Source organism: Bradyrhizobium sp. MI1.3, from assembly GCF_055811695.1.
Window position 1 is genome coordinate 16,482 of record NZ_JBVVPQ010000039.1, and the last position, 21,332, is coordinate 37,813.

The 21,332-nt window shown below is 60.9% G+C and carries 14 protein-coding genes and 1 pseudogene; 8 read left to right on the plus strand and 7 right to left on the minus strand.

Translation table 11 applies throughout. From position 1 onward, the window contains the following. The first annotated feature begins 13 nt into the window (after positions 1-13). Positions 14-751, plus strand: coding sequence for a class II aldolase/adducin family protein (locus tag AC0L3A_RS25560; RefSeq protein WP_473255411.1), 738 nt, complete (start codon positions 14-16; stop codon positions 749-751). Then, entirely contained in the window at positions 751-2,277 is a 1,527-nt protein-coding gene (locus AC0L3A_RS25565) for a glycerol-3-phosphate dehydrogenase (protein ID WP_473255412.1), read from the plus strand. Before AC0L3A_RS25560 ends, AC0L3A_RS25565 begins: the two co-directional genes overlap by 1 nt. 974 nt (positions 2,278-3,251) lie before the next feature. Here the strand turns inward: AC0L3A_RS25565 and AC0L3A_RS25570 are convergent. From AC0L3A_RS25570 to AC0L3A_RS25580, 3 genes are all read right to left on the minus strand, one after another. Then, the gene (locus AC0L3A_RS25570) at positions 3,252-3,461 is read right to left on the minus strand and encodes a hypothetical protein (RefSeq protein ID WP_219681358.1); all 210 of its coding nucleotides are present in this window, start codon (positions 3,459-3,461) and stop codon (positions 3,252-3,254) included. 1,975 nt (positions 3,462-5,436) lie between these two features. Then, positions 5,437-5,610 carry a hypothetical protein gene (locus AC0L3A_RS25575; protein WP_157158666.1) on the minus strand — a complete coding sequence of 58 codons (174 nt, stop codon included), beginning with the start codon at positions 5,608-5,610 and terminating at the stop codon, positions 5,437-5,439. A 254-nt stretch (positions 5,611-5,864) separates the two neighbouring features. After that, positions 5,865-6,086: a GcrA family cell cycle regulator gene (locus AC0L3A_RS25580; RefSeq protein WP_354171544.1), complete on the minus strand. Its 222-nt coding sequence runs from the start codon at positions 6,084-6,086 to the stop codon at positions 5,865-5,867. Positions 6,087-6,456: 370 nt separating this feature from the next. Between AC0L3A_RS25580 and AC0L3A_RS25585 the strand changes: the two are divergent. Beyond that, a pseudogene (locus AC0L3A_RS25585) lies at positions 6,457-6,655 on the plus strand (transposase); the annotation flags it as partial. A 59-nt stretch (positions 6,656-6,714) separates the two neighbouring features. On the opposite strand, the gene AC0L3A_RS25590 reads toward AC0L3A_RS25585, so the two are convergent. The 4 genes from AC0L3A_RS25590 to AC0L3A_RS25605 form a co-directional block, all read right to left on the minus strand. Beyond that, positions 6,715-7,134 (minus strand): hypothetical protein, encoded by a 420-nt coding sequence (locus tag AC0L3A_RS25590; protein WP_035994466.1) that lies wholly within the window; start codon positions 7,132-7,134, stop codon positions 6,715-6,717. A gap of 969 nt (positions 7,135-8,103) precedes the next feature. Further along, entirely contained in the window at positions 8,104-10,485 is a 2,382-nt protein-coding gene (locus AC0L3A_RS25595; RefSeq protein ID WP_473255402.1) for a peptidase domain-containing ABC transporter, read from the minus strand. Positions 10,486-10,500: 15 nt separating this feature from the next. Continuing rightward, on the minus strand, positions 10,501-11,751 hold the full coding sequence (locus AC0L3A_RS25600; protein ID WP_007601773.1) for a beta-barrel domain-containing protein: 1,251 nt from the start codon (positions 11,749-11,751) through the stop codon (positions 10,501-10,503). Positions 11,752-11,869: 118 nt separating this feature from the next. After that, positions 11,870-12,070 carry a hypothetical protein gene (locus AC0L3A_RS25605; protein ID WP_007601774.1) on the minus strand — a complete coding sequence of 67 codons (201 nt, stop codon included), beginning with the start codon at positions 12,068-12,070 and terminating at the stop codon, positions 11,870-11,872. Positions 12,071-12,823: 753 nt separating this feature from the next. Between AC0L3A_RS25605 and AC0L3A_RS25610 the strand changes: the two genes are divergently transcribed. The 5 genes from AC0L3A_RS25610 (at position 12,824) to AC0L3A_RS25630 (ending at position 20,896) form a co-directional block, all read left to right on the plus strand. Further along, on the plus strand, positions 12,824-13,441 hold the full coding sequence (locus tag AC0L3A_RS25610) for a sigma-70 family RNA polymerase sigma factor (RefSeq protein WP_354129575.1): 618 nt from the start codon (positions 12,824-12,826) through the stop codon (positions 13,439-13,441). A 143-nt stretch (positions 13,442-13,584) separates the two neighbouring features. Next, positions 13,585-14,145 (plus strand): hypothetical protein, encoded by a 561-nt coding sequence (locus AC0L3A_RS25615; RefSeq protein WP_007601778.1) that lies wholly within the window; start codon positions 13,585-13,587, stop codon positions 14,143-14,145. 73 nt (positions 14,146-14,218) lie between these two features. After that, positions 14,219-17,680 carry a hypothetical protein gene (locus AC0L3A_RS25620; protein WP_473255403.1) on the plus strand — a complete coding sequence of 1,154 codons (3,462 nt, stop codon included), beginning with the start codon at positions 14,219-14,221 and terminating at the stop codon, positions 17,678-17,680. Positions 17,681-17,692: 12 nt separating this feature from the next. Then, positions 17,693-19,513: a type I secretion system permease/ATPase gene (locus tag AC0L3A_RS25625; RefSeq protein WP_007601780.1), complete on the plus strand. Its 1,821-nt coding sequence runs from the start codon at positions 17,693-17,695 to the stop codon at positions 19,511-19,513. Between the two features lie 18 nt (positions 19,514-19,531). Continuing rightward, positions 19,532-20,896 (plus strand): HlyD family type I secretion periplasmic adaptor subunit, encoded by a 1,365-nt coding sequence (locus AC0L3A_RS25630; protein ID WP_219681371.1) that lies wholly within the window; start codon positions 19,532-19,534, stop codon positions 20,894-20,896. Positions 20,897-21,332 lie beyond the last annotated feature (436 nt).

Sequence of the window (21,332 nt, forward strand, 5' to 3'; positions counted from 1 at the left end):
GAGGTATGTGGAGATGACCCGTGAGGAGCGCCAGTTACGCGAAGCGATCATTGCCAAGTGCCGATGGATGAACGCCTCCGGCCTCAACCAGGGCACCTCGGGCAATATCTCGGCGCGCTACAAGGATGTCATGCTGATCACGCCATCGGCGACGCCCTATGATGCGATGAAGCCGGAGATGATCGCGGCGATGCCGCTCGAAGGCAAGCACGGCTCATGGTCGGGACCGCTCCAGCCCTCCACCGAATGGCGCTTCCATCTCGACATCATGCGCGGCCGGCCGGATGTCGGCGGCGTCGTACACACCCATTCGACCTACGCCACGGTGCTGGCGATCGCGCGCAAGCCGATCCCCGCCTGCCACTACATGATGGCGGCGTTTGGCGGCCACGACATCCGCTGCGCCGGCTATGCGCGCTACGGCACCGCCGAATTGTCGGAACTCGCGCTCGCCGCGCTCGAAGGACGCAACGGTTGCCTGCTTGCCAATCACGGCATGATCGCGGTTGGCGCCAACCTCGACAAGGCGATGTGGCTCGCAGTCGAGCTCGAGACCATCGCGCGGCAATATTATCTGTCGCTGGCGCTCGGTCAGTCGCACATTCTGAGCGAAGCCGAGATTGCCGACACCGCCAAAGGCTTCTCGACCTACGGCCTGCAGACGCCCAAAAAACCTGCCAAGGCCAAACCTGGCAAGGCAAAGAAGGCCGCCGCGCGCCTGGCGATTGAGATCAAGCGCAGCCGGACGTGATGTCAGCGACGGCGCCGGGGAGGGATCACGGGCTGGTCGATCTCGCCATCATCGGCGGGGGCATCAACGGCGCCGGGATCGCGCGTGATGCGGCAGGGCGCGGCCTGAAGGTTCTGCTGTGCGAGAAGGGCGATTTCGCCGAGGGCACCTCGTCGCGCTCCGGCAAGCTCGTCCATGGTGGCCTGCGCTATCTCGAATACTACGAGTTACGCCTGGTACGCAAGGCGCTGATCGAGCGCGAGGTGCTGCTCGCCTCGGCGCCGCATATTATCTGGCCGATGCGCTTCGTGCTCCCGCACTCGCCTGAGCAGCGGCCCGCCTGGCTGGTCCGCGCCGGGCTGTTGTTCTACGATCACCTCGGTGGCCGCAAGCAGCTGCCGGCAAGCCGCGGACTGGATTTCGCCAAGGCGCCCGAAGGCGCGCCGCTCAAGGCGGAGTTCCGGCGCGGCTTTGAATATTCCGACTGCTGGGTAGATGATGCGCGGCTGGTGGTCTTGAATCTGATCGCTGCCAGGGAGAAGGAGGCGATGATCCTGCCGCGCACGCGCGCCGTGAGTGCCAGGCGGGAGGGCGAGACCTGGCTGCTTGAGATGCTAAGCGAGGACGGACGCTCACAACGCGTGCGGGCGCGTGCACTGGTCAATGCAGCGGGGCCGTGGGTGCAGGATGTCGTCCAGGGAGTGGCAAAACTCAATTCGTCACACAATGTGCGTCTGGTGAAGGGCAGCCATATCGTGGTGCCGAAATTTTGGAGCGGGCCGCAAGCCTATCTGCTGCAAAACGAGGATGGCCGCGTCATCTTCGTCAATCCCTATGAGGATGACCTTGCGCTGATCGGCACCACGGACATTCCCTATGAGGGAAGCGCCGAGAATGTCGCGATCGACGGCGACGAGATCGCTTATCTGCTGCGCGTGCTGGCGCGCTACTTCAAGACGCCTCCAGCAGAGAGCGACATCGTCTATGCGTTTTCCGGCGTGCGGCCGCTTTACGACGACAATGCGAAAAATCCGTCGGCGGTGACTCGGGACTATGTGTTCGAGGTGCACGGCGCGCCCGAAGAGCCGCCTCTGTTGTCGATCTTCGGCGGCAAGATCACGACCTACCGTAGGCTGGCGGAGCAGGCGCTGGAGCGGCTGCAGCCGTGGTTTCCGAGTATGTCATCGGCATGGACCGCCGGCCGGCCACTGCCAGGCGGTCAGATCGGCGGTACGTTCCAGGAGTTCGTGGCGGCGATCGCGGCCGAATATCCCAATTTACCGCGCAAGTTGATCCAGCACTATGCACGCCTCTACGGTACCCGTGCGTGGGACCTCCTAGGCACCGTGCGGAGCATCCCGGAGCTCGGGCGGCACTTCGGCGGGCTGCTCTATGAACGCGAGGTCCACTATCTGCAGGAGGCAGAATGGGCGAGCAGGCCTGCAGATATCCTGGAGCGACGCACGAAGCACGCCCTGCATTTGAGCTGCGGAGAGCGGAAAGCATTCGAAGAGTTCATGCAGAATTCAGATGCCGGAACCGCCTGATGACTTCCCGAGGTTGAAGCAAATAGCCCGCCGCAACCCCGACTTCCTCATTGCAGTCGCTCTTCGCCGCGTTTCTACTTGGATTGTGGGTGGCTCGTCGGCGCTAGGAGAGCCGCCGGCTCGGCAGGAGCCTGGGCGTGTCCGTGCGATCGTCCCTCAAGGGCGCACGACGAAGATCGAGGCTGGCGCAAAGTCAGTACGGGGGGATCCATATGACCGGGCGCCGGGAGCAAGGCGTGATCCCACATATTGCGCGCACAAGTCTGCTCAGATTCTACGGCTCTGGCATGTGCAGCAGGAAAGCAACACTCCACAACACCTTGCGCGAGTGCGTGAATGTTAATTTGCACAGTCAGAACGATTCAGGCCAGCTCCCGCAACGAACCTTGTAGCTGTGGGGGACACAATGACTGTTACGCGTTGGATCGGCGCCGCCGCCCTGTTCCTGATCGCGGTGAGCTCTGAAGCTTATGCCGCGCGCCAGCACAGACCGGGAGAGCGGATTTCCTGTTCGGAAGTCCGATACTACGTTGCGAGGTATTCGGCGGCTGTGGCCGAGATGTATGCCCGCAATCAGGGAGCCACCAACAGCCAGATCGAGCGGGCTCGGCGTTGCTTGGCCTCAAACGAGACCGCCGAAACAGGTCCACAACGGTCCTACAGCGAATAAGCATGACGAACATTGAGCTGGGACGTGAAGCGACCGAGGCATATACGGTAGCGAGGTGCTGCTAAAGCCGCTCCACACAATACGGGCCTTCGAAGCGGCCGCGCCCGCCTGCCCAACTACAGCCTGAGCACGGAGTCGACGGCGAGGATCTAGCATGTGCAGGCGACGGATCCTGACCTAGGGCTTCACCGAGGTTCGGGCTACCACCGAAGCGCGGGCGTCGACAGTTGACGAAGCGCGATAGTGGCGGATTGGCTTCTGCCGTGTCATAGAGATTTGCAAATGGGGAACACCGGCTGCCGACCTACTTGACGTAGATCATTCGTTCCTTAGTGGCCCGCAGGCTGCGGATGTAATAGCCTTGTGCCTGAACGGCTGACTTGATTTCGTTGCTAACCTTGAGAACTCGTTTTCTGCTCTTTCGCCAGGTATGTGCAGAGTAAAGCGCAGGTACGGCCGAGCCTGTACTTAGAACGAGCAAGCCGCGCTTGTCATTGCGATAGACATCAAACATCGTTCGCCCCCGCCGACCATATCGAACTAAGAATGGAATATGTTTCGGTTGTCTCAATGGCCGAGCTTAGTATTTCAGTCCGCTGTGCGGGTTGTAAATCTGCAACGCCAGCGACTTTCCTTCGGTTCGTTCTGGATACGGAACGAACTGAAGGAAGCCCCGGCCGCCGTCAAATTGCTGCGTATGCAATTACTTCAGTCACGATGTGTTTCGGATGTTGTTGATTTGGGGGCGGAATCGAGCGGCAAGCGGCCGCCGCCGTCTTCACGGATTCGCCCCGTGTGGTTGCTCGTGCACGGCAACGCCGACACGTCGTCGTGGGCGGCGATGCACCTGGCCCGTAGGCGATGTAGCTACGTCTTTCGCTGACTGCCTGTTAAGGAAGAATAGTCGACTAGACCTGCTCGCGCTTCTGCTCTTCGCGTTTTGCCCAACAGCGCACCTCGCAACGGCTCGGCTGCACGTTCGCTTGAGTTCGACGCAACTTGGCGTCAGCCGATGTCGCCGTTGACCTCAAAACGGGCCCGTTTTGACCCTCACGTCTTACGAATTTTTGGGTGTCCTACTTTCTATCTTTGATAGTCGGTCGCACTAACGGGAAGCTACTCTCTTTCTTCGTCTTCTTCTTCTTCGGAGAGTGGGCATGAATCAGCATCCAAGTCGATCGAATTCCGGGGCGCGCATTGTGCGATTCAGGTCTGAACTGGTCAGGCAGGAGTCGGGACCTATGATGGTCCACCTGTTTGATTTGCCCAGATTACGACCACGAGGCTACGCCAAGTCCTCGCTAACTCATCGGGCGGTGGTGCTCGCCCTCGTCAACGGAAGGCCGCCTCAGTCGGCCCTCTCCTTTTCGGCCCTCTTTCCTTTGGTCAATCCGCGCGCATGCGGAAGGGCGTCAGGTTCGAAGCTTTGGCACAACAACCTGCGGCCATCGCTCAGGGGGCGCAAACAGAGCGGCCCCAGCGGGGATGGGGGGCCAAGGGCTGGGGCCGCCATTCCGCACCGGACGTATTCGGCGGTAAGGGTCCGGTGGATCAAACCAAGTCAGTCCGGAACCGATGGTTCCAAAGGCTGTTCCGTCATCGCGCATGAACCCTGGCACGCCGTGTGAATAGGGTATCGGGGACTTTGCAATGCCCCTCCCGGGCTGGAAGTCGCCGGCCCGCGATCAATTAAGCCGACGGAGTTATGCTTCAGGAGCCTCAACCAGTTTGGTATCCAGGACAAGCGACAAGCTCCTCCACGTTCCCAGAGACCTATGACGAGCTGCCGCGGCGCGCGCAGCGGTATCGCTACGTTCGCAGAATTCGACGAGCGTCGCCGCCCAGAAGCTGGCGGGGTAGTCAAAGGGGTGCATCGACGCCCAGCGCCGCGATCGTCCGTCGGGTTAGGGCGCCGGACAATCACCGGACGAGCGCACGACTTGCTTACTGCGGCAAATTGGGCTGCGCCCCACTGCGAGATGTGATCAATACTGCCCTGAGCCCGTACAGAACAGGCCAAGACCGGATTACGATTTCCGGTCCTCCACTTGTACTGAAATCACGACAGTCGCTCGCCCTGTCCTTGGCGGTCCACGAGCTTGCTACTAACGCGTTGAAGTACGGCGCTCTGAGCGTGACAAGCGGCCGCGTGTCGGTTGTGTGGTCATCCGAAGATCAAGCGGGTGATCAAAAGTTTGTCTTCGTCTACCAAGAATTCGGAGGCCCATCTGTGTCGGAGCCGACCGTGAAAGGCTTTGGCTCACGCCTCATTTCGAGAACACTGGAAGAGGATTTCCGAGGGGCGGTTACTGTGTCCTACGGATCGAGCGGGCTCACTTGCCGTCTCACTGCCCCCGTTGCAAATCTAAAAACTTCACCGCAATAGCAGAAGTCTTTTACCCGAGCTACGTTGACCAACGCCAAGACGAGTAGCCCGCTCGCGGGTCCACCGTCATCGAGGCGGGGTTCGAGAGTGTTCGCGAGACAATCTAGAACGTGCGGTACGGCCCCAAGCCGAAGAGCGCCTCAGTCACCGTGATGTCCGCTGTCCAACCGATTTTAGCGATCCAATCGTTGACGGATGACTGACATGGGCTGGTGGCGGTATTGCCGGCCAGATCGGTGAGCTTATCGATGGAAACGGCGGCTTCGATACGGCGCAATACGCCAATCTAACCTTCACGACGGGTGGGGATCAGCGTTCGCCTTGCGGCAGGAACGGTGATTGGCGATGCCTCGAGCGGCGCCGGCTCCCCTATGACGTCGTTCGCTCTCCTCGAAAGCGTAACGAACCTACTCCGACGTCCCGTCCACCCCCGCATTTTCGTGCATGCAAGATGGTCCAAAAGCCGAGGTAAGTGTCCAGCGGAACAGCCGATTCTTGGCCCCGCTTTCCACGTTTTCACGAGCCCGCCGATTACCCGGCCCGCTGCGCGAAGACGCGTCCGCTAGTGCGGCTTACTCGACCTTGCTGCTTATGGAAGCGTTGCAATCGACCGTAGACCGCGAGGCGAGTGCGGTCTAACCGCTGGCCGATCTCGCTTGCACTCATGCCACTGTCGAATAACGCAAGAAGTTGCGCTTCTTCCTCGGGAGACCACGAACGGATATCGACGTAGCTGGGGGGGCCGGGCGCCATCGTGATGAAGGGCCCGTGCTAATCGGCTTCATCCAAGAAGCATGATGTTACCAAGGCCACTCCGCCAATCTACCTCGACCGGCTCATACTTTGCTGCCGTGCAACAATTGGCGATACCGCCCGGGACCGAAGGGGTGATCCTCGCTAAGCAAACAATAGTACCCGTAAGTCCGCCATGGGTCACTCGCGATCTGCGCCAAGCAATGGCCAACCCGGCCATGTCCATTGCTCGCCGAAAGCGGAAGTAAATCTGGAGCGTTAGCGGTTTTGCGGCCAACTGCGGCTTGATGGTATCGCTTTGGGCGTGATTCAAGCTCTCAAATCGGCCTCGAATCACGCGCTACGAACTCAGCGATTGTGAATGGACCGCGATATTCCGCCGGAACGAAATCGCAAAGACCCGATCTGCTTCAGTCCGTATCTCTATCGTGCGCGAAATCTCGTCGAAAGGTTCTTCAACAAGATCAAGCAATGTCGGCGGGTCGCGACCCGATACCACAAATTCTCAGTCAACTATCTGGCGTTTCATCAAGCTCGCATCAATCCGCATTTGGCTGCGCGCTAAATGAGTCCGCGCTCTACCCGAGCGCGAGGGTCGGGCCGCCGAGTGGAAGGTGATCGGCCGAACCTACTGTTCGAGCTCGACGCACTGACGAAGCCTGAAGACGATATCCGGCAAAGCGTGTCGCAGGCGTGCAGCGTCTTGGGACGTGGTCGAGAACGGTGCGAACGTGACCATCGCATTCCAAGGTCGACTTCCGTAGACGGTGATCGAGACTCCGGATCTCGAAAAGCCTTCAACTTTGCGAAGCTCACCAAGAACGAGGTCGGCGATCGCCACAGCGGGCAGTCGCGCTCGTTTTCCATCGGGGCCGCCGGCGGACAAGGGTGCGACCGGTTTTGCAGGCGACGCTGCCGCGGTCACGGGCTCCTCTTCGAGCGTTGGCGGCATCTCCGGCGCCGGAGGCGCGGGGGTGGGCGGCGCGGGCGGAGCAAAAATGCCGCTGATCAGCGCCATAAGGCCCGGATCTTTCGAGTCATTGCTCATCGCTCTCTCGCAGTTGAGCGTAGCCTAGCAACATTCGGAAAGGATGCCCACCACGCCTGGGCAAGTGGTCGCGGTTCCTGTGTTAGCGATCGAACATTCGGGCGTGCAAAGTTTCGCTAAGCTCCTCCTCAGCGAGGTACCGGGCTCACGGAGGGGCGTCGAAGGTGTTGGGCGGTGATGCGCTGGCGTATGCGCAATTGTTTGTTGATTTATCCATCAGGCAAAAATTCCGCTTCCGCGATCCGCGGGCGCTACATACTCGGCGAGGAGCGATTGACGTGCGATCGCTGCGCAGCGACTGACTCTGTGACTTTCTGGCGTTTCGAGGGGAAAGCTCACCGCGCGTGGGCGATGAACAGTCGGACGGATACTTGCGTTCAGCGCTAGTTAGAACGGCGCGTTTCTGGGGGATTAACGAATGACAAATTGTGTGATCGTGCGGGCCTATGGACGGCAATTGGATCAGTTGCGCGGCGAGGCATCCCGCATTTCGCGGGCAAACAAAATCGATTGGTGGATTGAGCGCGCAGTCCAAGGCACACGATTTTGCTTTGAGGACGCTGAGGCGAAGAGGGCGTTCGTCTCAATCTGCGAAAACGTCGGTGTTTCGCATATTGATGGCGCACCGCCAGCGTGAACAGGCGGGACCGCGACTGGTTTGGTCCAGGCGTTCTCCGAACGCCTTGATGGCGGCAGCAGCCAACCGGCGCGTGAGCACCGACACTAGTCCCATGAGGTTCGGAGCGACCCAGGCTCAAGGCTGGGGAAAAGTTGAGCCCGGCCGTACGTCGGAATCGACGCAACAATAAAAGCGCGAGGAAACGGCTTGGTCTCTATCCGGCCAGTACGTCGCTCGCGCGACTGCAGCAGGCGTTTGGCCGCCGATGGCGTATCCGCGCGCGTCATCGGACGTCTTCGAAGCGAATGCGCCTTCCATGTCACGCGAATGATCAGACTGCGCGAGCCGAATCAGCATCGTGAGAAGTCGATCCTGGCTAGCGCTTCACCCGGGTTGTCGCCTTTGCCGCCGTCGTCGGACGGCTTGGGGGTGCAGTCCTTCCGCAGCTGGCAGCAGTCCTTTGAATGGCAGTCGTCGTCCTTGGCGTCTTTCCAGTCACCATTGCGCTTCGAGCCATCCCCCGTGGCGTCGCCGGGGCAGTCATCGGTCTCGGCCGATTTCGCACCTTCGGCAGCAAACCCGGTCACACCGACATCTTGCGCAGCCCCAGCTTCTCGTCTGAGGCTCGTCATTCCGACCCGAAACGGTCTGGCCGTCGCGGCAAGATGGATGATCATATCTGCTCCCTGGGTAATTTCGGGTCGGTGCGCTACGCTCACGCGCGTCATACTAAGGTGCCGGAGATTCGCATTGATTTCCTTCTCCTTCTGTGTGTCGAGATGCGCCGTGCCCTCGTCCAGAAACAGGATCTTTGGTCGGCGATAGAGCGCGCGCGCAAGCAGTACTCGCTGTTTCTGGCCACTGGATAACGAGCTTCCCATGTCGCCGATGAGGCTGTTGTAGCTCATCGGCATTGCCACGATGTCCTCGTGGATGCCGGCAATTCGCGCGCAATCGATCATGGCTTGTAGATCGAACGCTGTGTCAAAAAAGCAGATATTGTCGGCAATCGATCCCGACAGCAATTGATCCTCCTGCATCACCGCGCCGATTTGCTCGCGATAAGCGCGCGGTCCGATCTGGCCCAGCGGAAGGCCGTCGATCAGAACCTCACCGCTTGTTGGCTCGAGCAGCCCAAGCATAATCTTGACAAGAGTTGACTTGCCGCAGCCCGATGGTCCCATGATCGTCACGAATTGTCCGGGAGCAACGCACAGATTGACGTTGTTAAGAATCAGAGACTCTCCTTCTGCATACCGGAAGCACACGTTGCGCAGTTCGATCTCGCCGCGAATCTGTCGGATATATGACAGGTCTCGGTCGTGCCCGCGCTCGAGCGGGGTGAGCGCAATGTCGGCGAGACGTTCCAGGTGCAGCCCGAGAATGCGGACATCCACCAGCTTCTCGATCAGCAGCGCTGTCCGCTCAGCGAACTGCAACTTGTAGCTGACGAACGCGAATATCATGCCAACCGTGATGAGGTTGTCCAGTGCGAGGCGAGCGGCGAGGTAGATTGTGATCACGTTCTCCAAGCCGAATATCGTGTCGTTCATCGCTTTGAAGCTGATCCTCGCCCGACCTAGCCGCACGTTGGCTGTTATATACGCAGCATAGCGGTTCAGCCACTGGCTCTCCCGTTCGTTTTCTCGGTTGAGCAACTTTAGGCTTTGCACTGCTCGCACGGTTTCGATGAAAGTGGAGTTCTCATCTGCCTTGCCGTGAATGGCCGCTTCGCTCCGTTGCCGGAACATGCTGAAAAGAGCGAGCCGCAGGGTGGCATACAACGCGAACGCCAGCAGGACAACAACTCCGAGCTGGACGTTGTAGGTGAACATCAACGCCAGCATCAACACCGACATGAGACCGTCAATCAACCCCGTGATCAATCCCTCCGCGAGCACGTTGCGGATGGGCTCGATCGAGTTGAAACGAGACAGGATGTCGCCGATGTGCCGCTTTTCGAAGAATGAGAGTGGCAAGCGCACCAGATGATGAAACAGCCGCGCGCCGATCTGAAAACTCAACGTGTTCTGCAGAACAAGAATAATGAACGAGCGGGTCGCGGTCGACGCGACCCGTATCAGGAGAAGCAGAGCGAATCCGAGCCCGAGGACGACCAGGAGATCGACATCGCCTCTGGCGATGACCTCGTCAACGGTGAGCTGCATATAGAAAGGGGCGGCGAGGAGAAGAATTTCGATGACCACTGACAGAACTAATATTTGGGCGAGGGCACAAGTGTTCCCGTTCATTCCGCTCCAGAATACCGAGAACGGCAATCTCACTCTCTCGTCTGTGCGGCAGAACTCTTCAGTGGGCGAGAGCTCGAGCGCGACTCCGGTGAGATGTCTAGATGCTTCAGCGAGGGGAAACCATTTCTCGCCGGCTGCCGGATCGTGCACCACGATTCCCCTGTTCCTATATGCTTTCAGAACAACGAAATGAGCCATGTCCCAGTGCAGAATAGCCGGCAGACGCAATTGGCTGAGATGGCCGATCTCGATACGCAGTGGCCGACACGCCAGCCCGAGGCGAGCTGCTATTTCCATGAGGTCGCGGAGAGTGACCCCTTTTAGGGACACTGGATGCCGGCGCCGCAGGCTGTTCAAGTCAGTTCGATGACCATGATAGGATGCTACCATAGCAAGGCAAGCGAGCCCGCACTCCGTCGCCTCCGTCTGCCGGATGACCGGGAGGAATCTGCGGCCGCTGAAATTCAATAGTCCCTGCATGGGCTACATCCTTGGCTACATCCTTGCGCTTACCACCGGATCAAGCAGCCACCTCATCAGGGACCGCTGCTCAAGGATAACGTCGGCCCTGAGCAGCATGTCCGGCTGAAGCGGCATCTTACGGCCATAGGCGTCGATGTCGGGCCGCTCGAGAGCCGCAGTCACACGGTAAGCCGGTTCCTTGAGGGCGATCGGCCCGGTCGTTTCGTTGCCGGTCAGAATGGTGTGAGAGACGTTGGTCACGCTGCCGCGGTAGGTGCCGAATTTCTGATAAGGAAATGCTTCGTAAAGTATCCTAACCTGCTGGCCGGGGCGCACAAAACCAAACGCGCGTGTCGGAAAGAACAGCTCCGCCTGCAAGTGCGCATCAACGGGAATGATTTCGAGCTGCATATGCCGAGGATCAGCGATTTGGCCTATTGTCGCCTGCAGCGTGGATACGCGCCCACTCGTTGGCGCCTTGATAACGTAAGCCTGCCGCCCATTCACCTCGGCCAGGCGCTGTTCGATCGAGGAGAGTTCATTACGCAGTCCTCGGATCCTCTCTGCGGCGATGGTTGGGAGTTGCTCGAGTGTATGCCGAGCGTCCGTCAACTGGGTGTGTCGCGCGGTGATCTGTTGATCGAGCGACACCACACTCTGCTTTTGCTCAAGTGCGGCCTGCTCGCGGCGCTTGAGCTCAATCGTTGGCAGTGCGCCGCTCGCGGTTAGCTTAGCGCCCGTTGATACGAAGCTCTCGGAAAGTTTCAGTCGCTCGTTTTGGATGTTCCGCTGGTCCTCGAGTTGGAGAATCTCTCCTTCAATCCCCTTGATCGTCGAACCGAGGCGATCCCGTTCTGAGGCGGTTCGGCGATCTTCGGCATCGATCTGTCGCTCGACCACATTGCGTTGCTGCGTCAGCACCGCCAGTACGGTCGCATTGACGTCATCGCCATTAGCCGTGATTTGGGAAGTAACTATGGTCAGGAGCAGGTCACCCTCCGCAACCTCTTGCCCCTCCTTCACGTGTATCGCCTTGATGAAGCCCTGTTGTGATACGAAAATCTTAGCTGTGCCGGAGGTCGGCGTCAGATACCCGGAGACGGTCTCCTTGCGGGCGTATTGCGCGATGGAGAGAAAACACAAAATGAATACAACGAGCGCCGCAAGGCTCCAGCTAAGCAGTGTGCTCGACAGCGGCTGCAGCAATACGACCTCACCCCAGGTGTGGCGCTGATGCAAAAAGTCGACGGCTTCCTTGCGAAACAGAGTTGGTCGGTTCGCCATGGACGCACCTTGCTGAAGCGCTGCGCGGAGTATCTTTCCGCCAAAGCAAGACTGCGGATGGATACCGGAGAACCGCTTCCCCTGATGGAGAAGCGGTTCGCGCCGATGCATCCCGCCTTTACCCAATAAAGACTTGGGACTGCTTGGACAGCAGGCCAACCTGAACTTGGTTTCCGCTGAGCACATTGATGTCGCCAGTTCGGATCAGTGATCCGCCATCATGGCAGCCACCGCCACAACCGCCGGTGCCGGCGGCCACGAGGTCGAGCTCCTCATCAGACAGTTCGATAGGGTGAGCAAGATTGGTCATCTCTAGCATGTTGGTCTCCTTTCGGGTTAGGTGGCGGAACATTGATGTAACTGTTGCCACGTCATCACTAGGTGCAAGACGCCAATCTGGATGCACGGTCGCGCAAATTTTGTGAGCGGCAAGTGTTTCACGCTTGTCGTATCGTGATTGTTGCAAGTCGTATGCAGGGCGCTTTAAGTGGGAGTCAGTGGCGGCTTCGTCAGAGTGAGTTGGATGTTCTGGTCTGCTGGATGTTCTGCGCGGCCGAGATGCGACATTGCGCCTTCCGAAGGAAAGCGCGTCGACGTGCCATGTGGCGAGCTCGGTCCGGGAAGCGCCTTAGCTTGTTTCGATGGCTCATCGCGAAAGGTGCGCAAGTCGACGCGTGTTTTGACATGGTGTGTTGAGAAGGTGCGTTGAATGTCCTTCGGTGGCATTACGCGGGAGTCGGACCCGATGCGTGCTCTGAAGTTATAAACGCGACTAGCGACGATGTTGACGTTGCCCATTTTCGAGGTTGTCTCGAAGACTTACGTTGCTGCTCGCAGCGGCTCACCTGGCCGGGAGCACGACCCGCCATGGTCCGCCTGCACCCCTGACGACCACGTTCGCCCTTTGGTGATCGGGGAAAAAAATTTTGAAAACTTCCGGGAACGAAGTCGCTGGTTGCTGACTTGAGTTCGCCGACAGCCGATTTCGTTTTTATTTAAAAGCGGTCATTTAAATAAATTGTAAATGCGCGGCATAAAATGCCGCAGTGCCTTACGAGGGGTGACTTCGAGCATGCCCCATCAGTGCCTCGATTTAACGAAGGCAAGGTCTCGCTCCGGCGCAGCGCGCCATGACAGCTGTCTCACTGGCGAGACGGCTCTTAATTACGAAACAGCTCTGCTTGAGTGCGCCTCCGGATCGCAGTCCGCCGTCGGCAGGATCTACGCGCGCGAGAAGGAGCAGTTGCGCGCGATGGCGCACCGTATCGTGCACGACAGATCGCGTTCCGAGGACGTCATCCACGACGCATTCGCGCAGATTCTCCGATATGCGAAAAACTTCGATCCTGCACGCGGATCCGCCCGGGGCTGGATCTACGCGATCGTCCGCAACACGGCGCTCAAGATGCGCCAGAACGCCAGGCGCGAACTCGCGCTGGAGGACGAAGCATTGAATGCCATCTGTGCGCGGGAACAGACGGTTCCGAACCCTGCGTGCTGTATCCCAGACAGCATGACGTTGCGAACCATGCTCGATCAACTCGAGCCACAGCGCCGCGCGAGCCTTCTCTTGGCGATCGTCGACGGGCGCACGCACGAGGAGATTTCCGAATACCTCCAGGTTCCCGTCGGAACCGTCAAAGCGTGGATCCGGAGAGAGCTCGTGGCCATGCGCCGGCAGCTCGAATGAAGCGTGAAACTATTTTTCTCGCCGCTGCATCCATAGGTGTGCTTCGGCGACAGTAGGAGTGACGGCGTGGTGATCCGGGCAGGGCACGCGCGCGTGGCGCAGGTGCCTGTGACCGTCGCAAAGCTGAAGCGAGGAACGAAGCCATGTCTATCCTGAGCAGTGTGATGACCATTCTCGGACTGATAAAGCTCACGGGAACCGGCGTCCCAGCCGAGGAATGCACGTCAACCAAGCCGGACGACTGTGGCGACGGCAAGCAGTCAAAGTGGAATGACGATCACAGCGGTAACGACGAGTATTCGACCGGCGACGGCAAAGAAAATTACTCCAAGCTTAGCGGCATGGGCGCTTACCCGAAAGACGGCACCTACCCAGAGCACGATGGGGGCTGGAAGGATGCCAAGGACGGTGAATACCAGCCCAAGGACCATTGCGATCTCCAGCCGGCTGACGATGGCAGCAGGGGCGACACCGATCGCAGTCCTGGTGACGCGCTGGCCAAGTTCGACTTCTCCCACGGTGAGTTCGGGGGTGATTTCAGCTCGCACGGTCCAGATCATTCGGGTGACATACACGGCGCGCTCGCTTCGATGTCTTCCGACGATGCGCTCGAATACGCCATCGGTTTGATGGGCCCAATGGATCACTTCGACGTAGGGCATTTCGACACGGCGACGGATACGTCGCACGACACGGGCGCCTGACATGCCGAAGAGGCTCGTCTGGCGGTGGATGCTGCCGGGCGAGGGTGGTTTTTGAACAAGAAAGGCGGCGGTCATGCACCAGATAGAAAAGCGCGACTTGTTCGAACAAGAGCGGAAGATTTTCGAAGCCGGAGTGCAGCGTGCCGACAAGCGATCCGGCTCTTTCAGTTTCTTGACCCGGTCATTCTTTATTGCCCAGCTAGTTGCCTGCGAGGAGTTTCTTGCCGCCCCGTTCAAATCTGCGCTGGCCAGGCAAGAAGACGCGACAGCCGCTCAGGCAGGTGCGGGGCCGCAAGGAACAAACGACGAGCTGCCTGCGAGCGACCCCGCGCAACCGGGCTGGGAGGATGAGAGGCCCAAGGGGCCGGCCGCCTCGTCGGACACGCATGTGGCTCAGCTCGATCCGACCGGGCGCTTGGCGGAGCCGCATGAAGACGCGCCCAGACCGAGCACCGCTCGTGGCGAAGCAGTTGCTACTGCGAGCTCTGGGGGTGGGGGTGGCGACGATGTCGATTCTTGCAAGCACCATGGTCACATCTCAGCCGACCTTAGTTGCGTCAACTCGCTGTCAGCGGATTCCGACCTCGGAAGCATCGAATCCGTTCGGTCTAACTTGCTTAGCGACTCGTTTAGCCCGTCGATCATCAGCTCCTTTCCCCTGCTTGGAATGATCGGCGATGTGAGCAATGACGTGGTGGTAGGGATTGCGCCGGTTGCGGCGATGGTGCCGCCGGCGCTCGGGACGAGCGACACCGTCAGCACGCTATCCGATGACGAGGCCGGCGCGATCGCGCCGCTTGAGGCGGCGGTGCAGCCGACGCTATCAACTCTGGCCGACACCGTTGGCACGCTGCCCAACGATGTGGTTGGTACGATTACTTCAGTCGAGGCGGCTGTGATGCCGGCACTCGCCACGGCGACCGACACAGTCAGCACGCTACCTAAGGACGTGGTTGGCGCCATTGCGCCGGCCGAGGCGGCGGTGCCGCCGGCACCCGCGACGGCAGCCGAAACTGTCAGCGCGCTGCCGAACGACGTGGTTGGCGCAATTGCGCCGGTCAAGGCGGCTGTGATGCCGGCACTCGCCACGGCGAGCGACACCGTCAGCGCGCTGCCCAACGACGTGGCCGGCGCGATCGCGCCGCTTGAGGCGGCGGCGCAGCCGATGCTAGCGACTCTGGCTGACACTGCGGGCACGCTACCCAACGAAGTCGCCGGCGCCATTGCGCCGGTTGAGGCGGCTGTAATGCCGGCACTCGCCTCGGCGCCCCTCAGCGCACTGCCGAACGACGTAGTTGGCGCAATTGCGCCGGCCGAGGCGGCGGTGCCGCCGGCACTCGCGACGGCAGCCGAAACTGTCAGCGCGCCGCCGAACAACGTGGTTGGCGCAATTGCGCCGGTCGAGGCGGCTGTGATGCCGGCACTCGCCGCGGCGAGTGACACCGTCAGCGCGCTGCCCAACGATGTGGCCGGCGCGATCGCGCCGCTTGAGGCGGCGGCGCAGCCGACGTTATCGACTCTGGCCGACACTGCAGGCACGCTACCCAACGACGTGGTCGGCGCAATTGCGCCGGTCGCGGCGACGGTGCCGCCAGCACTCGCGACGGCGACCGACGCCGTCAGTGTGCTGCCCAACGACGTGGCCGGCGCGATCACGCCGCTCGAGGCGGCGACGCAGCCGACGCTATCGACGCTGGCCGACACTGCGGGTACGCTGCCCGACGACATGGTTGGCGCGATCGCGCCGGTCGAGGCGACGGTGCCGCCTGCGCTCGCGACGGCTATCGACACCGTGAGCACGGTGAGCAACGAGGTGGTTGGCCAGACGAGGGGTCCAGACGCTCAGTCGAGCGCGTTGTCGCAAACGGTTGCATCGGACAGCACGGGAACTCACACCTTTGATAGTTCAGCACCCCCCCTTGAGATCGCGGAGTCGGCACTGACCACGGGTAACGGTGCGCCTGGTGATGTATCCCAGCCCACCGATGTGGCTGGCAATGCTCTTGCGAGTGGCGCGCCGGTCCTTGAGACGAGCGAGCATGTGCTCACCACAACAGCTGCCGCTTCGACCGATCCGCCGAGCCAGCTGTCGCATCCGGCCAATACGGCGAGTGTGACTGGCGACGCTTTGGCGGGTGCGGCGCCGGTGGCTGACATGACCGAGCCGGTGCTCACTGCGACAGCTGCGGCTCCGACCGATCCATCGAGCGAACTGTCGGATCCGGCCGACACGGCGAGTGTGGCTGGCGAGGCTTTGGCGAGTCCCGCACCACTGGCTGCCATGATTGAGCCGGTGCTCACCACAACAGCAGCGGCTCCGACCGATGCGCCGAGCGACGTGTCGCAGCAACCGGCCGACACGGGCAGCGTGGCTGGCGATGCTTTGGCAAGTGTGGCGCCGGTCGCGGACACGAACGAGCCGGTGCTCACCACAACAGCTGACGCGCTGACCGATCCGACCAGCGACGTGTCGAAACCCGCCGATACGGGCAGTGTGGCTGGCGATGCTCTGGCGAGTACGGCGCCGGTCGCGGACACGAGCGAGCCGGTGCTCACCACAACGGCTGCCGCGCTGACAGACCCGACCAGCGACGTCTCGCATCCGGCCGATACGGGCAGTGTGGCTGGCGATGCTCTGGCGAGTGCGGCGCCGGTCGCGGACACGAGCGAGCCGGTGCTCACCACAACAGGTGTCGCGCTGACCGACCCGACGAGCGACGTCTCGCATCCGGCCGATGCGGGCAGTGTGGCTGACGATGCTTTGGCGAGTGCGGCGCCGGTCGCGGACACGAGCGAGCCGGTGCTCACCACAACGGCTGCCGCGCTGACCGACCCGACGAGCGACGTCTCGCATCCGGCCGATACGGGCAGTGTGGCTGGCGATGCTCCGGCGAGTGCGGCGCCGGTCGCGGACACGAGCGAGCCGGTGCTCACCACAACAGCTGCCGCGCTGACCGATCCGACCAGCGAGGTGTCGCAACCGGCCGACACCGCCAGCGTGGCTGGCAATGCTTTGGCGGTTGCGGCACCGGCCGCTAACACGGCCGAGCCGGTGCTCACCAGCGCCGGAGACACGCTCAGCAACCCCGCGACCGAACCGGGAGAGCCGGCCGTGCCGGACACCAGCAGCGCTCAAACTCCTGGATCGGCCGAAACGCTTCTTGCTCTCGCCACCACCGCTGACGCACCGATCGAGAGTTCGGGATCCGCCACCACTGCCCCGGAGAACGTCATGACGGACAAATCAAATGCCGCGGCGACGACCGCCGTCGCGAACGATGTGATCGCGTTGAACGATGCGCCACCGCCTCCGGCAGATTCGCTGTTCAACGGAACCCAGTATACAGATTACGGCGTCACGCTCAGCAGCGACATCGCGCCCTCCCAGACTGCCGCGTCTCAGGGGGACGCCGCATCGGCTCAAGACGTTTCAGCGCCGGTGGCTGCCGACGTCCAAAAACCCGCGCCGCCGCCTCCCGACATCTTGGATAATACTTCGATTGATCATGTCGGGACTCATGATGCCATCCTCTAGTGGGAGGCAAACATGGCAGCTGTCGAGACACTGGACTGTCCGCCGCGCACCAACTCCGGGGCTCAACTTCGGGTCGCACCCGGCGGCGAGGCCCGCGACTACGTCGGACCTGTCAACGCGCTGGCCGCCTGGCGTTCGGTCGCGCGCATCAACCTCATAGCGGTCGCAGCATTTTCGGTCGTTGTGAATCTGCTGATGCTCACGTTGCCGATCTATCTCTTTCAAATATCCGATCGCGTGCTGACGAGCCGTAGTCTCGAGACACTGCTGATGCTCTCGGCTCTCGCGCTGACGTTCATCGGTATCCTCTCCATCGTGGACATTTTACGTCGACAGGTGCTGGGGCGTCTTGCGACCAAGATGGAAGCGGTGCTTGGCGGCGCAGTGCTGGCGAGCAGCATCAATAACGCCAGGGCCGGCGAGGGAGGAACCATCCAGGCGATCCGCAGCCTTCACCAGGTGCGGGGCTTCATCTCGAGCCCTATCATGCTTCTACTGATGGACGCGCCACTCTCGCCCCTCTACTTCGCAGTCATATTCCTCGTTCATCGACATCTTGGCTGGATCGCAGTCGTATCGGGCTTGGTCCTCGCACTGATTGCGCTGATCAACCAGAAAGCGACCTCGGAGCGTCTGAGCGAGGCAGGCCTGTATGCCGCCGAGGCCGATGCGGCGGCCGAGTCGCTGGCGCGAAATTCGCAGGTGATCAATGCGATGGGAATGCTGAGCGAAAGCATTCTCCACTGGGGGCGCCGGCAGGCGCCAGCACTGACGGTGCAGAGCCAGGCCCTTGACCGGAATTTCTGGATCAGCGGTGCGTCGAAATTCGTCCGGCTCGTGGCCCAGATCACGATCCTCGGCACCGGGGCCTATCTGGCCCTCCACGCCGAGATCACGGGGGGCATGATGATCGCGGCTTCGATCATTGCCGGCCGCGCCCTGCAGCCGCTCGAGGGCTTGATTGAGGGATGGCGCAGCTGCGTTCAGGCGCGATCGGCCTATGCTCACGTCAAGCAGGCGGTTGAGTCATTCCAGCGCGAGGGGCCTAAGCTGCGCTTGCCCAGACCGCAAGGGCGCCTGAGCGTTGATCGGGTCTTGTATTTGCCGCCCGGCTCGAAGGAGCCGGTGCTCAATGGTGTGTCGCTCGACCTCGCGCCCGGAGAGTCTTTGGCCATTGTCGGACCGTCCGGATCGGGCAAGTCGACCCTCGCGCGCATTTTGGTGGGTTGTCTGGTGCCGACAGCCGGCAAGGTCAGACTGGACGGAACGGAGCTGCGCAACTGGGATCGCCGCCAGTTCGGGGAATATAGCGGTTACCTGCCCCAGGAGGTCGAGCTATTTCCCGGGACCATCAAGCAGAACATCTGCCGCATGCGCGACGACTTGCCCGACGAGCGCATCTATGAGGCGGCGATGTTGTCGGGAATTCACGACATGGTCTGCCAGTTGAAGCAAGGATACGAGACCGTGCTCGACCGCAGTGGCGGGCCGCTCTCGGGAGGACAGAAGCAGCGCATCGCGCTCGCCCGGGCTTTCTTCGGTAATCCGTCCCTTGTCGTGCTCGACGAGCCGAACTCGAATCTCGACGCGGCGGGGGAGCAGGCTCTGACCGAGACCCTGCAGCGCGCCAAAAGGCGGGGGGTCACGGCGGTGGTCGTAACCCTGCGCCCGGCGCTGCTGAACAGTGTTGACAAAGTGCTCATACTGCGGGCCGGACGCGCGGAAGCATTCGGCTCTCCGAGCGAGGTGTTGCATCGCCTGGTTCGGTCCCCCGGCAGGGCCGGCGTTGATGAGCCGGTGCAGCCGCAACGCATCGAATCCTCGGGCGGGTGACCAGCGCGGGAGGACAGCATGAGAGCGGTAAAGGACGACATCGGCGAGTGGTACCGCGGTGTTCCGCTGAGCGCCAAATGGCCCATCTTCACCGGCCTCGCCATCCTGGTTGTTTGGCTCGGCTGTTTCGGCGTTTGGGCTGCAGTCGCCCCACTCAACAGTGCGGTCGTGGCTTCAGGCACGTTCGTGGCTACCGGGCAGAACAAGTTAGTCCAGCACTTCGAGGGCGGCATCATCCGCGAGATTGCGGTCAAGGACGGAGATCTCGTCGAGGCCAACCAGGTCCTGGTTCGCATGGACGATACCCCTGCCAACGCCAAGCTGAAACGGCTGGTTTTGAAGAAGTATCGACTGCTCGCCATGAAGGCGCGTCTTGAAGCTGAACTGAGCTCTTCGGATGCAATCGAAACTCCGGCCGAATTCAGCGAGAACGCTCGTGATCCAGAAATCAAAGCGATTCTTGAGCGGCAACGTGCCGAGCTTCAGGCGCGCCGGGCTAGTCGGGTGAGCGAGGAAAGCGTACTCTTGAAGCAAATCGCCGGGCTGGAGGAAAGCATCCGCGGATATCAGGCGCAAGTTCAGTCGACCAAAGAGCGTATTGCCTTGTTCGCCGAAGAACTGAAGGACAAGAATTCGCTTCTTGGCCAGCAGCTGGTGCGCAAGTCGGATGTGCTGGCGTTGCGACGCTCAGAGGCGGGTCTCGGGGGTGAGCTCGGCGAGTATCTCGGCCGCATCGCCGATTCGAAGGAGCGGATCGCTCAGGCGAACGAAAGAATAGCCCAGCTGCACGCGACGGCGCTCCGGGACGCGACCAAGGAGCTGCGCGAAACCGAGGCGGAGCTGGACGACGTTGAGGAGCAAATACGTGCTGCGCAGGATGTGGTTGACCGGATCGATGTTCGTTCGCCAGTCCGAGGTATTGTGGTGAAGAACAACTTCCATACACCGGGCGGCGTCGTCTCTCCTGGTGCCGTGATCCTAGAGCTCCTCCCGATTGGCGACGAGCGCATCATCGAGGCGCATCTGAATCCCAAGGACATTTCGCATGTGAGCGTTGGCCAGGAGGCGCTGGTGCGGCTGTCGGCACTCAACCAGCGCATCACGCCGATGGTCGGTGCGAGCGTCATCTACGTGTCAGCGGACGCCTTGGCGGAGCAAGTGCAGGCGAAGACCGAAACCCGTACCGACGCTGACACGCGTCGCGAATTCTACGTCGTTCGGGTGCGCCTGGACCAGGATGATGTTCTCAGACGAATGCCTGAATTCATCCCGACGCCCGGGATGCCCGCGGACGTTTACATCAAGACCGGAGAGCGTACGTTTTTCGAGTACATCATGAAGCCTATCCTCGACAGCTTCTCCCGCGCGTTCCGCGAAACCTGAATGGAGCGAGCATTTTCGACGTCCATGCCGAGCACTCGCGAGTACGGTGATCTCAAGCCCTTCGGTCTAAGGTTTGTAAGTGCGCGATCATAAGATCGCCTGTCCTGCTTCCGGACAGAGAGCGCCATTTATGTCGACGAGACCCCGGGTACGCTCTCGGTCCAATTCCTGGAGCGTGTCTTCATGAAGAGCAAGACTGTCACTCGGCTTGAAATTTGGCTCTGACCCATATGTGGAACGGCCCGGGCTGCAAGATCTTTTTCTGGTTGAACAAGGGATGACGGTGCGGTCATATGTTCGGCCTGTGAACGCGGCGCCTGGCCGCTGGCCACGATGATATCCGCGGAAGCAATCGCCCAATCAATTTCTCGCGCTTGAAGCGCACTGGGTCAGGCGGTCTGATTGCTACCGGAAATGACGTCATTCGGGGGTCATC

What these genes read in the sequence shown, in the direction of transcription:
- AC0L3A_RS25560 (WP_473255411.1), top strand. Translation starts at nt 14, where the DNA reads ATGACCCGTGAGGAGCGCCAGTTACGCGAAGCGATCATTGCCAAGTGC.
- AC0L3A_RS25565 (WP_473255412.1), top strand. Translation starts at nt 751, where the DNA reads ATGTCAGCGACGGCGCCGGGGAGGGATCACGGGCTGGTCGATCTCGCC.
- AC0L3A_RS25570 (WP_219681358.1), bottom strand. Translation starts at nt 3,461, where the DNA reads ATGTTTGATGTCTATCGCAATGACAAGCGCGGCTTGCTCGTTCTAAGT.
- AC0L3A_RS25580 (WP_354171544.1), bottom strand. Translation starts at nt 6,086, where the DNA reads ATGGCGCCCGGCCCCCCCAGCTACGTCGATATCCGTTCGTGGTCTCCC.
- AC0L3A_RS25590 (WP_035994466.1), bottom strand. Translation starts at nt 7,134, where the DNA reads ATGAGCAATGACTCGAAAGATCCGGGCCTTATGGCGCTGATCAGCGGC.
- AC0L3A_RS25595 (WP_473255402.1), bottom strand. Translation starts at nt 10,485, where the DNA reads ATGCAGGGACTATTGAATTTCAGCGGCCGCAGATTCCTCCCGGTCATC.
- AC0L3A_RS25600 (WP_007601773.1), bottom strand. Translation starts at nt 11,751, where the DNA reads ATGGCGAACCGACCAACTCTGTTTCGCAAGGAAGCCGTCGACTTTTTG.
- AC0L3A_RS25605 (WP_007601774.1), bottom strand. Translation starts at nt 12,070, where the DNA reads ATGCTAGAGATGACCAATCTTGCTCACCCTATCGAACTGTCTGATGAG.
- AC0L3A_RS25610 (WP_354129575.1), top strand. Translation starts at nt 12,824, where the DNA reads ATGCCCCATCAGTGCCTCGATTTAACGAAGGCAAGGTCTCGCTCCGGC.
- AC0L3A_RS25615 (WP_007601778.1), top strand. Translation starts at nt 13,585, where the DNA reads ATGTCTATCCTGAGCAGTGTGATGACCATTCTCGGACTGATAAAGCTC.
- AC0L3A_RS25620 (WP_473255403.1), top strand. Translation starts at nt 14,219, where the DNA reads ATGCACCAGATAGAAAAGCGCGACTTGTTCGAACAAGAGCGGAAGATT.
- AC0L3A_RS25625 (WP_007601780.1), top strand. Translation starts at nt 17,693, where the DNA reads ATGGCAGCTGTCGAGACACTGGACTGTCCGCCGCGCACCAACTCCGGG.
- AC0L3A_RS25630 (WP_219681371.1), top strand. Translation starts at nt 19,532, where the DNA reads ATGAGAGCGGTAAAGGACGACATCGGCGAGTGGTACCGCGGTGTTCCG.